This window comes from Stenotrophomonas sp. P5_A9 (assembly GCF_056400525.1).
In genome coordinates this window covers 1-13,237 of sequence record NZ_JBFULC010000046.1, presented here as the reverse complement: position 1 = coordinate 13,237, position 13,237 = coordinate 1, and the positions used below count along the sequence as shown (strand labels likewise).

9 protein-coding genes are annotated in these 13,237 nt (G+C 68.3%); 6 read left to right on the top strand and 3 right to left on the bottom strand.

Annotation, left to right across the window (positions count from 1 at the left end):
- Positions 1-5: 5 nt before the first annotated feature.
- Positions 6-3,377, top strand: a complete 3,372-nt coding sequence (locus tag AC1DR7_RS14545) for an ATP-binding protein (RefSeq protein WP_457318105.1) — start codon at positions 6-8, stop codon at positions 3,375-3,377.
- 271 nt (positions 3,378-3,648) lie between these two features.
- On the opposite strand, the gene AC1DR7_RS14540 is transcribed toward AC1DR7_RS14545, so the two are convergent.
- Positions 3,649-4,425 carry a sulfite exporter TauE/SafE family protein gene (locus AC1DR7_RS14540; RefSeq protein ID WP_478050995.1) on the bottom strand — a complete coding sequence of 259 codons (777 nt, stop codon included), beginning with the start codon at positions 4,423-4,425 and terminating at the stop codon, positions 3,649-3,651.
- A 196-nt stretch (positions 4,426-4,621) separates the two neighbouring features.
- Between AC1DR7_RS14540 and AC1DR7_RS14535 the strand changes: the two genes are divergently transcribed.
- Positions 4,622-5,011: a YchJ family metal-binding protein gene (locus AC1DR7_RS14535; RefSeq protein ID WP_256776135.1), complete on the top strand. Its 390-nt coding sequence runs from the start codon at positions 4,622-4,624 to the stop codon at positions 5,009-5,011.
- Here the strand turns inward: AC1DR7_RS14535 and AC1DR7_RS14530 are convergent.
- Positions 4,990-6,297 (bottom strand): GGDEF domain-containing protein, encoded by a 1,308-nt coding sequence (locus AC1DR7_RS14530; protein WP_478050994.1) that lies wholly within the window; start codon positions 6,295-6,297, stop codon positions 4,990-4,992. The genes AC1DR7_RS14535 and AC1DR7_RS14530 overlap by 22 nt on opposite strands.
- A 170-nt stretch (positions 6,298-6,467) precedes the next feature.
- Between AC1DR7_RS14530 and egtB the strand changes: the two genes are divergently transcribed.
- The 4 genes from egtB (at position 6,468) to AC1DR7_RS14510 (ending at position 11,532) form a co-directional block, all read left to right on the top strand.
- Positions 6,468-7,769 (top strand): ergothioneine biosynthesis protein EgtB, encoded by a 1,302-nt coding sequence (gene egtB / locus AC1DR7_RS14525; protein WP_256776137.1) that lies wholly within the window; start codon positions 6,468-6,470, stop codon positions 7,767-7,769.
- Positions 7,766-8,740: an L-histidine N(alpha)-methyltransferase gene (gene egtD / locus AC1DR7_RS14520; RefSeq protein ID WP_457320021.1), complete on the top strand. Its 975-nt coding sequence runs from the start codon at positions 7,766-7,768 to the stop codon at positions 8,738-8,740. The genes egtB and egtD overlap by 4 nt, the downstream gene beginning before the upstream one ends.
- A 66-nt stretch (positions 8,741-8,806) precedes the next feature.
- Positions 8,807-10,984, top strand: coding sequence for a lytic murein transglycosylase (locus AC1DR7_RS14515; protein WP_478050993.1), 2,178 nt, complete (start codon positions 8,807-8,809; stop codon positions 10,982-10,984).
- Positions 10,981-11,532 (top strand): DUF2628 domain-containing protein, encoded by a 552-nt coding sequence (locus tag AC1DR7_RS14510; protein ID WP_457320017.1) that lies wholly within the window; start codon positions 10,981-10,983, stop codon positions 11,530-11,532. Before AC1DR7_RS14515 ends, AC1DR7_RS14510 begins: the two co-directional genes overlap by 4 nt.
- Positions 11,533-11,538: 6 nt before the next feature.
- On the opposite strand, the gene AC1DR7_RS14505 is transcribed toward AC1DR7_RS14510, so the two are convergent.
- Positions 11,539-12,729 (bottom strand): benzoate/H(+) symporter BenE family transporter, encoded by a 1,191-nt coding sequence (locus AC1DR7_RS14505; RefSeq protein WP_457320016.1) that lies wholly within the window; start codon positions 12,727-12,729, stop codon positions 11,539-11,541.
- Positions 12,730-13,237 lie beyond the last annotated feature (508 nt).

Here is a 13,237-nt window from a genome sequence, read left to right as displayed (position 1 = left end):
AACGCATGGCCATCTCCAAGCACACCCCCGCCCTGTTCACCGAAGGGCTGCCGGACCCGCGGCTGCAGCAGTTCCGCATGCGCCGCCTGCAGGTGCACAACTGGGGCACGTTCAACGGCCTGACCGAGGTGCCGATCGCCGAGCGGGGGTTCCTGTTCGTGGGCCGCTCCGGCTCGGGCAAGTCGACCCTGCTCGACGCCATGTCGGCGATGCTGGTGCCGCCCTCGATCGTCGACTTCAACGCCGCCGCGCGTGAGGCCGAACGCAGTGGCCGCGACCGCAACCTGGTCTCCTACGTGCGTGGCGCGTGGGCCGACCAGCAGGACCGTGGCACCGGCGAAATCGCCACCCAGTACCTGCGCAAGGGCGCTACCTGGACCGCGCTGGTGCTGGAATACCGGGCCGGCGACGGTCGCGTGGTCAGCCTGGTGCGCCTGTTCTGGATCGCCGGCAATGGCGCGGCCGCTGCCGACGTGCGCAAGCATTACCTGATCGCCGAGCGTCCCTTCGATATCGCCAAGGACCTCGGCGGTTTCGACCTGGACCTGCGCAAGCTCAAGCAGCGCCTGGGCGATGTCCACCACTTCGACAGCTTCGTCGGCTACGCCGAGCGCTTCCGCCACCTGCTGGGCATCGACAATGAAATGGCGCTGCGCCTGCTGCACAAGACGCAGTCGGCCAAGAACCTGGGCGACCTGAACGTCTTCCTGCGCGACTTCATGCTCGATACGCCAAAGACCTTCGATGCCGCCGAACGCCTGGTCAGCGACTTCGCCGAGCTGGACGGCGCGCACAAGTCGGTGGTCACCGCGCGGCGCCAGGTCGAAACCCTGTTGCCCGCGCGTGCGCTGCACGCCGAGCTGAAGGCGATGAACCTGCAGCGCGCGGACGAGGAAACCCTGAAGCTCGGGCTGGACAGCTTCCGCGAATCACGCCTGCAACTGCTGCTGGACAAGCGGCTGCAGGAAATCGACGTGCGCCACCGCGGTCTGCTCGGCGAGGAGACCCAGCGTCGCCAGACGCTGGCCAACCATGAAGAGCACGTGGCCGAGCTGGAACTGCAGCGACGCCAGCAGGGCGGCGAGCGCATCGAGGAGCTGGAACGCGAACAAGGGCGTGCCCAGGCCGAGCGCGACCGACGCCAGGCAAAGCGCGATCAGGCCAGCCAGGCCGCGGCCAAACTGCAGGACGCATTGCCCGATGACGCGCACGGGTTCGCGCAGCTGATCAGCCGCGCGCAGGGCGAGCTGGACAACCGCCAGCAGGCGGCTGCCGCGCTGGACGATGCCATCACCGAGCGGTTGTCCGGCAAACAGGACGACACGCGCCGCTTCGGCGATGTCCGCGCGGAACTGGAGGCGATGGAGCGCAACCCGTCGAGCATTCCCGCGCCGCTGCAGAAGCTGCGCAGCCGCCTGGCCGAGGAAACCGGTGTTCCCGAAGCAGCACTGCCGTTCGTGGGCGAGCTGATCCAGGTCCGCCAGGAAGAGGGCGCCTGGCAGGGCGCGATCGAGCGCGTGCTGTTCGGGTTCGCGCAGTCGCTGCTGGTGGAAGACAAGCACTACAACGAAGTCAACGCGTGGGTGAACCGCACCCACATCGGCATGCGGCTCACCTACTACCGCGTGCGTCGCAATGACGATGCCATTGCCCGTGAGCCCTCCAAGCGTTCGTTGCTGCACAAACTGGAATTCCGCGACAGCGTGTTCGAGCCGTGGCTGCGCCGCGAGCTCGGCAAGCGCTACGACTACGAGTGCGTCGAGGCAAAGCAGCTGCGCGATGTCGAACGCGGCATCTCGCGCGAAGGCCAGGTCAAGCACCCGGGCGATCGCTTCGAGAAAGACGACCGCAACGCGATCGGTGATCGTCGCCGCTGGCTGCTCGGCTTCAGCAACAGCGACAAGCTGGCGCTGTTCCGCAAGGAAGCCCAGGAGCTGGCGCAACGCATCGCCGAATGCGACGAAGATGTCGCACGGCTGCGCAGCCAGCGCGATCGCGACAACGAGCGGCGCCTGGCCTGCAACCAGCTGGTCAATTTCAGCTGGGAGGAAGTGGATGTCGCCACGGCCGTCCAGCGCCTGCAGGACATCGAATCGTCGCTGCACGAGCTGAAGGAAGGCAACGCCGACCTGGCCCGCCTGGCGCAGCAGATCGACCAGGCGCGCGCGGATATCGCGCAGGCCCGCCGGACCTACGAAGACACCCGCGTCGAGCTCGCGCACCACGCACGCGAACGCGACAAGCTCGATGCCCAGCGCCAGCGCAGCCGCGCCCTGGTACTACCTGCCCTCGGTGCCACCCAGGAAGCCGGGCTGCAGTCGCGCCTTGAGCGCCTGGGCGGCCTCAGCCTGGAAACGCTGGAAGCGCACATGCGCGAGATCAGCAAGGGCATCAACGAAAGCCTCGCCGCCTCGCAGCAGGACGTGCACCGCGTCGAGACGCAGCTGGTGGCCTGCTTCCGGCGCTTCGCGCAGGCGTGGCCGGAAGAGTCCGGCGATTTCACCGCGTCCGTCGCCTCGGCCGAGGACTACCTTGCCCGCCTGCAGCGGCTGGAACGCGATGGCCTGCCGCAGCACGAAGAACGCTTCTTCGACCTGCTGCAAAACCAGAGCAAGAACAACCTGCTGGCCCTGCAACGGCACAGCGCCGAGGCACGCAAGTCGATCGGCCAGCGCCTGGACGAGGTCAACGCCTCGCTGGAGCAGGTGCCGTTCAACCGCGGCACCCTGTTGACCATCGAGCTCAGCGACCGGCGCCTGCCGGAGGTGCTGGAGTTCCACCAGCAGTTGCGCGACGTGCTGTCGCACCATCAGACCGAAGAGCGCGAGGTGGCCGAGGCGCAGTTTGCCGTGCTGCGCGAGCTGGTCAAACGCCTTGGCTCACAGGAAGGCGAGGACCGCCGTTGGCGCGAAAACGTGCTCGACGTGCGCCTGCATGTGGAGTTCATCGGCGTCGAGCTCGACGCCGCTACCCGCCAGCAGGTGGAGATCTACCGCAGCGGCGCCGGCAAGTCCGGTGGCCAGCGGCAGAAGCTGGCCACCACCTGCCTGGCTGCAGCGCTGCGCTACCAGCTCGGCGGCGCCGAAAGCCAGCTGCCCAGCTACGCCGCCGTCGTGCTCGACGAAGCGTTCGACAAGGCCGACAACGAGTTCACCGCCCTGGCGATGAACATCTTCGAGAACTTCGGCTTCCAGATGGTTGTGGCCACGCCGCTGAAGTCGGTGATGACGCTCGAACCGTTCATCGGTGGTGCCTGCTTCGTCGAAATCAGCGGCCGCCACGACTCCGGCGTGCTGCTGATCGAGTACGACGAAGAGGCCAAGCGGCTCAAGCTGCCGGAGCGCAGCCGCCAGCAGGACGCCGAACCGGTCGCCTGACCGGTCGGCAATCCCCACACCCACAACGGCAATTCCCGCGCCGGCAACGGAAACCCCGCACCCACAACGGCAATTCCCGCGCCGGCAACGGAAATCCCGCACCCACAACGGCATTTCCCGCGCCGGCAACGGAAATCCCGCACCCACAACGGAAATCCCGCACCGGCAACGGAAATCCCGCACCGGCAACGGAAATCCCGCACCCACGTAGAGCCGACCGTTGGTCGGCTGCTCCACCATCACCGGTCGCCGCAGCGCCCCGCTCTACGCGTTATCCGCCGAACGTATCCCAGCCCATCCGCGCGATCAGCACCACCACCAGACCGACGAACAATTTGCGGATGAACGGCGTACCGCCGCGCAGCGCCAGCCGCGTGCCCACCACCGAGCCGACGATGTTGGCGGCGGCCATCGGCAGCGCGAACAGCCACAGGATGTTGCCGGTCGGCACGAAGAAGGAAATGGCAGCGACATTCGTGGCCAGGTTCACCACCTTCGAGGCGGCCGAGGCACGCAGGAAGTCCAGCCCGAAGAAGCGCACGAACAGGAAGATCAGAAAGCTGCCCGTGCCCGGCCCGAAGAATCCGTCGTAGAAGCCGATCACCGCGCCGATGCCCAGCGCCATGGCCAGCTCCCGGCGCCCGATCTCGCGCGGCCGGTGCAACGCGCCGAAATCCTTCTTCCACAGCGTGTAGCCGAGCATCGCCACCAGCAGCACCAGCACCAGCGGGCGCACCGCGTCTTTGGGCAGCAGGCTGACCGCCGTGGCCCCGGCGAAGGAAAACACGAAGGCGGTGCCCGCCGCGAACAGCACCGGTCGCCACGGGAAGCGCACGTTGCGCGCGTAGCGGAACGCGGCCGCCGCCGTGCCGAACATCGAACTGAACTTGTTGGTGCCAAACAGCATCGCCGGGATGTGCTGCGGCAGCACCGTGAACAGGCCGGGCAACTGCACCAGCCCGCCGCCACCCACGGCCGCATCGACCAGGCCGGCGATGAAGGCGATCGCCACCAACCACAACAGCTCAGGGGGAACCAGCTCGAGCACGGCAGCAACTTCGCGACACAAGGCGCGCAAGCATACGCCCGGACCCCCACACCGGGTAGAGCCGACCGTGGGTCGGCTGCCCTGCGCCACCGCACACACGTACCGACCAACGCTCGGTACCTACGGCGCATCCAGCACGCCCATACCCACGGTCCGCACCCACGGCGGACCCAAGCAAACGCGCGACAATAGCCCCATGAGCACACCCGACCCCTGTCCCTGCGGCCGCCCACTGGCCTACACCGCCTGCTGCGGCCTCTACCACGCCGGCGCGAACGCACCCGACGCCGAAGCCCTGATGCGCTCGCGCTACAGCGCCTACGTCAAGCAGCTGCCGGACTACCTGCTGGCCAGCTGGCATCCGTCCACGCGCCCGCAGGAATTATCGTTGGACGAAGCCCCCGGCCAGCGCACCCGCTGGTTGGGACTGACAATCCACACGCACACCACCACCGACCCGGACCACGCCCAGGTCAACTTCACCGCCCGTTACAAGGTCGGCGGCGGTAGCGCGGTCAAGATGCTCGAACACAGCCGCTTCGTCCGCGAAGACGGCCGCTGGTTCTATCTCGACGCGCTGCCCTGAGCCGGCTCGCGGCTGCGCACCGCCACCGGCCGCTGCTGGCCGTGGGCGCGCACGCAGTTGCGCCCGGCATCCTTGGCCGCGTACAGCGCCTGGTCGGCGGCTTTGATCACCGCCTGCGTCCCGTCGCCCACGCGGCTGTCGGCCATGCCGATGCTGACCGTCACCTGCACCACCGTGCCGTCGCCACCGCGGCCGCGCTGCAGCCGGCCCACCGCGTCGTCCTGCACGCGCGCCGCACGATCGCGCAGCTGCAGGCGCGTGGCTTCCACCATCGCCCGTACCGCTTCCACCGCCTCCACGCACGCCGGGGCAGGGCGGTCCAGGAACACCAGCGCGAACTCCTCGCCGCCATAACGGAACGCGCGTCCGCCGCCGCCCACCTCGGCCAGGCGCGCGGCCACCAGCTTGAGCACGTCGTCGCCGTTGTCATGGCCGTGGGTATCGTTGAAGCGCTTGAAGTGGTCCACATCCACCATCGCGATCGTGTACGTGGCCCCCACCCGTTGCAGGCACTCGTTCAACGCGCGCCGACCGGGCAGGCCGGTCAGTTCGTCGCGGTAGGCCATATGGAAAGATTCCTGCAGCATCGCCGACACGATCAGCAGCAGCGCGGTGCTGGCCAGCGCCGGCAGCAGCGCTGGCGACAGGAACACCCGCGGCAACATCGTCCACACCACCAGCAGCGCGACCAGCATCGCCGTATGCAGGGGCCGCGGCTGGCGCAGCGCCTGCACTGCCAGCCCGATCATCGCCGCCACGAACAGCAGCGTCGGCACCTGCGCCAACCGGCTCCAGCCGCTCGGCAGCCACGGCCAATGCTGGTCCGAGAGCAGGTCGTGCATCCCCTGCGGCCCCTGTGCGGCCAGCAGCGCGAATACACCGATCGCCGCACCGCTGACCACCCCGCGCAGCAGCAGATCCTGGCGCAGTCGGCCGCGCTCGGGCCACAGCCCATGCAGCGCGAACAGCAGCGGCAGCCACAGCGAGACCGAATGGAACAACAACGGGGTCAGCGCGGTAACCGCGCCGGTATTGAGGAAACTGCCCACCAGCCCATGCAGGATCGCGAACGCCAGCGCGATCACCAGCAGCAGGCACACCGCGCGCACCCGGTTGTAGATCAGGCCCAGGCCGATGCCCAGACAGGTCAGTACCAGCGGCAGGATGCGATGCACCGGGCTGCCGACCTCGTCGGCCGGCGTGGCCGACCACAATCCCAGCCCCACCAGCACGGCGGGCAGCAGGAACAGATAGTGACCGGGCTGGCGTAGCAGGTGATTCCGCAAGACGGTTCCACAAAAGCGGGCCGGCGCGCCCTGGCCGCACGTGCAGACCGGGACCACGCAGGCGAGGTGTCTTTCCGATAGCGGCCACTGCGTATTCAACTTGAGTGCGTAACATCGCGTGAGCCTTGCCATGACGTCCTGCTCACCACCGCTGGTCGATCCTGACCGCGATGAATACCGCCGTCGCCTCACCACCGCCCGTCGCCCCATCGCCCGCCGCCGCACTGGCCGTCCGTTATGCCGGCATCCGCGCGCGGAGCATCGCGCTGGCCGCCCCGCTCAGCGCCGAAGATGCGATGGTGCAGAGCATGCCCGACGCCAGCCCGGCCAAATGGCACCTGGCCCACACCACCTGGTTCTTCGAACGCTTCGTGCTGGCCAGCCAGCCTGGCCATCAACCGTTCAACGCAGACTGGCACTACCTGTTCAACAGCTACTACCAGAGCATCGGCCCGGCCCATGCGCGCCCGCAGCGCGGCCTGCTCTCGCGGCCGTCGCTGGAGGAAGTACTGCAGTACCGGGCCCGCGTCGATCAGCAGGTGATCACTCTGCTGCAGGCCGGTGCGCTCGATGCGCAGGCCAGCCATCAGCTGCAGCTCGGCCTGCACCACGAACAGCAGCACCAGGAGCTGCTGCTCACCGACATCAAGCACGCGCTGTGGTGCAATCCGCTGCAGCCGGCCTACCGCGATGATCTGAGCCGCAGCGACGCCATCGCCGTGCCGCTGCGCTGGCAGCGCAGCCCCGAACAGATCGTGGAGATCGGTGCTCCCGCCTGGCCGGCGCACGCGGACTTCGCCTACGACAACGAATCGCCCGTGCATCGCGTGCTCGTCCCGGCCCATGGCTTGGCCAATCGACCGGTCAGCAACGCCGAGTACCGCCAGTTCATCCAGGCCGGCGGTTACCGCGAGGTCGGGCTGTGGATGAGCGAAGGCTGGGCGCTGTGCCAGGCTGAACAGTGGCAGCACCCGCTGTACTGGGATGACGCACTCGAGCGCGAGTTCACCCTCGGCGGCTGGCGGGCGTTGGACCTGCATGCGCCGGTATCCCACATCAGCTATTTCGAAGCCGACGCCTTTGCCCGCTGGCAGGGCGCACGCCTACCCACCGAGTTCGAATGGGAAGCCGCCGCCGCCGGTCACGCGCCGACGGGCCATTTCGCCGACGCTGACCGCCTCCACCCTGCCGGCATCGCCCCAGACGGGCAGGGCGACGATGACGCCCTCCTGCAGTTGTTCGGCGATGTCTGGGAATGGACCAGCAGCGCCTACGGCGCCTATCCGGGCTTTCGCCCCTTCGCCGGCAACCTCGGCGAGTACAACGGTAAATTCATGAACGGCCAATGGATCCTGCGCGGCGGCAGCTGCGCCACCCCGGACGGGCACGTCCGCGCCAGCTACCGCAACTTCTTCGCGCCCTCCGCACGCTGGCAGTTCGCCGGCGTGCGCCTGGCAAGGGACCTGGCGTGAGTACGGTCAGCGACGCGCTCGAGGCGCTCACCGACCTGCAGCCGGATCGCGCCCGCATCACCGCCGACATCCTGCACGGCCTGTCCGCCACGCCACGCCAGCTGCCGTCCAAGTATTTCTACGACGCGCGCGGTTCGGCTCTGTTCGAGCAGATCACCCACCAGCCCGAGTACTACCCCACCCGCACCGAGCTGCAGCTGCTGCAGGATTGCGCCGCCGCCATCGCCAAGGTGGTCGGCCCACGCCTGCACGTGGTCGAGCTTGGCAGCGGCAGTGGTCGCAAGACCGAGTTGCTGCTGCACGCGCTGGCCGATCCGGTCGCCTACACCCCCATCGAGATCTCGCGCGCGGCGCTGCTGGCCAGCATCGCGCGGCTGGCGCAGGCCCTGCCGGACATCGAGATGCTCCCGGTCTGCGCAGACTTCACTCACCCGGTGCAGGTGCCCGAGCCGCAACGCGAACCCGCGCGACGGTTGTTGTTCTTCCCCGGCTCCACGCTGGGCAACTTCGACCACGCCGACGCGGTCGCCTTGCTGCAGGCGATGCGCCAGACGATGGGGCGCGATGGCATGGCCCTGATCGGCATCGACCTGCACAAGGACCCGGCGCTGATCGAAGCGGCCTACAACGATGCCGCTGGCGTCACCGCCGAGTTCACTCTGAATCTGCTGCGTCGGCTCAACCGCGAGATCGGCAGCGACTTCGACCTGGATGGTTTCCAGCACCGGGCGCGCTACAGCGTGGCGCGCCTGCGCATCGAAACCGAACTGGTCAGCACCCGCGCCCAGCGCGTGCATGTAGCCGGGCACCCCTTCGATTTTGCCGAAGGCGAAGCGATGACCGTCGAATACAGCCACAAGTACACCGACGTCTCGTTCGCGTCATTGGTCGCCGAGGCAGGTCTTCGCGTCACTGCGCAATGGAATGCCGCCGCGCCGGCGTTCGGCCTGCGCCTGCTGCAACCGGCCTGAAGCGCCGGTTTGATCGGCGCCAGCCCGCTATGATGCAGGTCCACTTGGCTGCAAGGATTCCCGCCAATGAGGCTTCTCCCCGGCTGGCTGCTCGGCGCACTGTGCCTGGCCAGCGCCCCGGTCGCCGCCGCGCCACAGGATGATTTCGACCGCTGCCTGGCCACCCTGCAACCGCAGGCGCTCAAGCAGGGCATCCGTGCCGCCGGCTTTACCCGCTTCACCGCCGGGCTCACCCCGGACCTGAGCGTGCTGCCGCTGCTGGACGCGCAACCGGAGTTCACCACGCCGCTGTGGGATTACCTGGCCGCGCTGGTGGACAGCCAGCGGGTGGACGACGGCCGCGCGCGTCTGGTCGAGCATCGCGATCTGTTGAACCGGGTATCGGCCCAGTACGGCGTCGATCCGGCCACGATCGTCGCGGTCTGGGGCGTGGAGAGCGATTACGGCCGCGTGTTCGGCAAGCGTCCGCTGCTGCAGTCGCTGGCGACGCTGTCGTGCAACGGCCGCCGCCAGCCCTTCTTCCGCGGCGAACTGCTGGCCCTGCTCAAGCTGCTCGATGCCGGGGACCTGCAGGCCGACGGCCTCACCGGTTCCTGGGCCGGCGCCTTCGGGCACACCCAGTTCATGCCCTCCACCTATGCGCGCATCGCCGTGGATGGCGATGGCGACGGTCGCCGCGACCTCGTCGCCAGCATTCCCGATGCCCTGGCCTCCACCGCCAACTACCTGGCCAAAGCGGGCTGGCGCAGCGGCCAGCCGTGGGGAATCGAGGTCACGTTGCCGGCGGGCTTCAACCCGTCGCTGGCCGGGCGCACCCAGCGCAAGCCGCTCGGCGACTGGCGTGCATTGGGCATCGTCCCGGTCGGCGGTGGCGCGCTCGCCCCTGCCGGCCTGCCCGCCGACAGCAACGCCGCCCTGCTGCTGCCCACCGGCGCCAAGGGCCCGGCGTGGCTGGTGTTCCGCAACTACGACGCGATCTACGCCTACAACGCCGCCGAAAGTTATGCGCTGGCCATCGCCACCCTGGCCGACCGCCTGCGCGGCGGCAGCGGCACGGTGGCGGCCTGGCCCACCGACGATCCCGGCATCGGCCGCCGCGAGCGCCGTGAGCTGCAGACCCTGCTGCTCGCCCGCGGGCATGACATCGGCGCCGCCGACGGCATGGTCGGCACCGCCACCCGCCGCGCCATCGAGGTCGAGCAGCAGCGCCTGGGCTGGACCACCACCGACGGCCGCGCCGGTCAACGCATCCTCACCGCCCTGCGCAGCGCCCCTCCCATCAAGACCCCGCCGACCGCCATGCCTGCATCCACCGTGTTTACCCTGCCGCCTAACCACGCCCGCCTCATGCAGTCCCCGGCCGGCCCCGGCGCGGCCCTGCCCAAGGTCGAAGGTCTGAGCCTGGGCAAGGTGCAGGGCTTCGATGCCTGGAAGGTGGAGACCCCGTTCGCGACCGCCGCCATCGCGGTGTTCGGCGGGCAGCTGCTGTCCTATATCCCCAAGGGCGGCCAGGACGTGCTGTGGCTGTCGCCCAGCGCGCAGGCGCTGCCCACACCCATCCGTGGTGGCAGCCCGGTGTGCTGGCCGTTCTTCGGCCGCCAGGGGCAGGGCAGCGACGTGCCCTCGCACGGCTTCGTGCGCACCCTGCCGTGGACCCTGAAGGACGCGCGGCGCGAGGCCGATGGCACGCTCGTGCTCTCGCTCGCCCCGCCCACGCTGGACAACCTGGCCCTGCGCCTGCACATGGAGCTGCGCATCGGCCGCACCCTGGAACAGCGCCTGGTCACCGAGAACACCAGCGCCCAGACGGTCCGCTTCACCCAGGCCCTGCATAACTACTTCAAGGTGGGCGACGCCACCGGCGTGGACGTGCAGGGGCTCGACGGCCTCACCTACCTGGACAAGTTCGAGGACTACGCCACCCCGCGCGTCCAACAGGGCGACTGGAACCTGCGCGACCCGCGCGACCCGGGCCGCAGCGATCGCATCTATACCCAGGCCGGTGGCCGTTATGTCCTCAAGGACCCCACCCTGAAGCGGCGCATCGAGATCACCACCCAGGGCAGCCGCTCGCTGGTGGCCTGGAACCCGGGCGAAGCCGGCGCGGCCAAGATGGCCGACGTCGGTAGCGGCTGGCGCAACTATGTCTGCCTGGAAGCGGCCAACGCCGGCCCGGATGTGGTGACCCTCGCGCCGGGGGGGCGCCACGTGCTGCAGCAGACGTTCTCGGTGCTGCCGTTGTGAGTGCCAGCCCCCACGACCCGTATGCCGCGCCTGCGGCCGCGGTCATCGAGGCGGAAATCGACCTGGCCATCGAGCGTGCGGCCGGCGTCCACGACCGGCACCGGCAACTGGCCAGGGCGGTCGGCGACAATTTCGGGGTGTATGCCCGCCGCTGGCATCTGGATGCCCCAACCGGTCGATGGCCGCGCCCTTGGCACTGGCCGGCCTTCCTGTTCGACTTCTTCTGGCTGTTGTATCGGCGCCTCTACCTGGCGGCCGCGCTGATGCTGGTGCTGGAATTCGGCGTCGGGGCCGCCGTGGCGTTCAGCTGGATCGGTGAGAACGGCAGCCTGGTCCTGCTGGTCGGTACGAAAGTGCTGCTCGGGCTGTCCGCCAACGCGGTGTACCTGTGGCACTGCCGGCGTCTGGTGGCCCGCACCGAGGCCCGCTACCGCGATCAACCGGCACGCATCGCTGCCGAACTCGACCGCCGTGGCGGCGTGAGCAAGGTGGCTCTGGGGCTGGGGTTCGTTCTGTATGTCCTGATTCGGGTGTTGGCCGGCGAGTGACCCGACTCAGCCGGCAGGCGTGCGCGGTCGCAGCACCAGCAGGCAGATACCTCCGGCCACCAGTCCCCAGAAGGCCGAACCGATCCCGGCCAGCGACACCCCCGAGGCGGTGACCAGGAACGTCACCAGCGCCGCCTCGCGGTCGGCCTCCTCGCGCAACGCCATCGACAGGCTGTTGGCGATCGTGCCGAACAGGGCAATACCGGCCACGCAGGCCACCAGTTCCCTGGGGAAGGCGGCGAACACCGCCGCCACCGTCGCCCCGAACAGGCCCACCACGATATAGAAGCCACCGGCGGCCACCGCTGCGGTGTAACGCCGCGCCGGGTCCTCGTGCGCCTCCCGTCCCATGCAGATCGCCGCGGTGATCGCCGCCAGGTTCAACCCGAAAGCGCCGAACGGCGCCAGCAGCGTATTGGCCACCCCGATCCAGCCGATCACCGGCGAGATCGGCGTGTCGTAGCCCGAGGCACGGATCACCGCCACGCCGGGGATGTTCTGCGAGGCCATGGTCACCACGAACAAGGGCAGGGCAACGCCGATCACTGCCGACCACGACAGCGTCGGCCAGGTGAACACCGGCGTGGCCAGCTCCAGCCGCACCGTCTCCATGTGCAGCAGTCCCTGAGAAGCCGCCACCGCTACACCCACCAGCAAGGTGGCGATCACCGCATAGCGTGGGAACAGGCGCCGACCGACCAGCCAGGTGACGAACATCGCCACTGCCATCCCCAACTGCGTCTGCATGGAGACGAACACCTCCAGCCCGAAGCGCAGCAGCACACCGGCCAGCATCCCGGCGGCCAGTGCCATCGGCACTCGCCGCATCACGCGCGCGAAGATCCCCGAGAAGCCGGCGATCATCCCCAGCACCGCGGCAAGCACGAACGCACCGATCGCATCGCTGTAGCCCACTGCACCGGCGCCCACTACCAGCATCGCTGCACCCGGGGTGGACCAGGCCGTCACCACGGGCACGCGGTAGCGCAGCGACAGTCCGATACACGTGATGCCCATGCCCAATCCCAACGCCCACATCCACGAGGCGATCTGCGCCTGCGTTGCACCGACTGCGCGGGCGGCCTGGAACACGATCACCGCCGAACTGGCGAAGCCGACCAACACGGTAATGAAGCCGGCCATCAGCGCGGGCAACGACACATCGCGCAACAACGAACGCTTGGGGAGGGCAGACATCGCATGCATTCCTGACGACAAGAGATGCATTGTTAGCAAGGCCGCGGCAGCACGCGCAACGCGCGTGCTGCCGCACGTGATGTCGAGCAGCACGCAACGATGACGCTGCGATGAAAAAGATCGAAAAAAGCCTTGACGAATTTTCAGAAGTCTTTAGTATTCGCTCCCTCGCTGTGACGCGGCCTTCACCCCGGTGAACACCACGACAAAGCGGCGGCAACATCCCTCGAAAGAAGGTGTTGACGGAAACGAAAAGCCTGACATAATAGGCGGCTCGCAACGACGAAAGCCTCTCGGGGCAAACGACAAAGCGGCATCGGCAACAACGTCCACTTCGGTGTGACGGCCTTGAAAAAAGGTGTTGACGAAGCAGATAAGCCGGCTATAATGGGCGGCTCGCAACGACGGAAACGTCGGGGCACACGGAGGAAGGCGCTGAGGCCGACTCCCAAGTTCTTTGACAGTATGCGCAGGTATCTTGTGAAGGCGCCTGCAGGAAGGATGATTG

Bases quoted from the DNA above. Each gene is read 5' to 3' on its own strand.
- egtB (WP_256776137.1), top strand. From the start codon at position 6,468: ATGAATACCGCCGTCGCCTCACCACCGCCCGTCGCCCCATCGCCCGCC.
- AC1DR7_RS14545 (WP_457318105.1), top strand. From the start codon at position 6: ATGGCCATCTCCAAGCACACCCCCGCCCTGTTCACCGAAGGGCTGCCG.
- AC1DR7_RS14535 (WP_256776135.1), top strand. From the start codon at position 4,622: ATGAGCACACCCGACCCCTGTCCCTGCGGCCGCCCACTGGCCTACACC.
- AC1DR7_RS14515 (WP_478050993.1), top strand. From the start codon at position 8,807: ATGAGGCTTCTCCCCGGCTGGCTGCTCGGCGCACTGTGCCTGGCCAGC.
- AC1DR7_RS14505 (WP_457320016.1), bottom strand. From the start codon at position 12,729: ATGTCTGCCCTCCCCAAGCGTTCGTTGTTGCGCGATGTGTCGTTGCCC.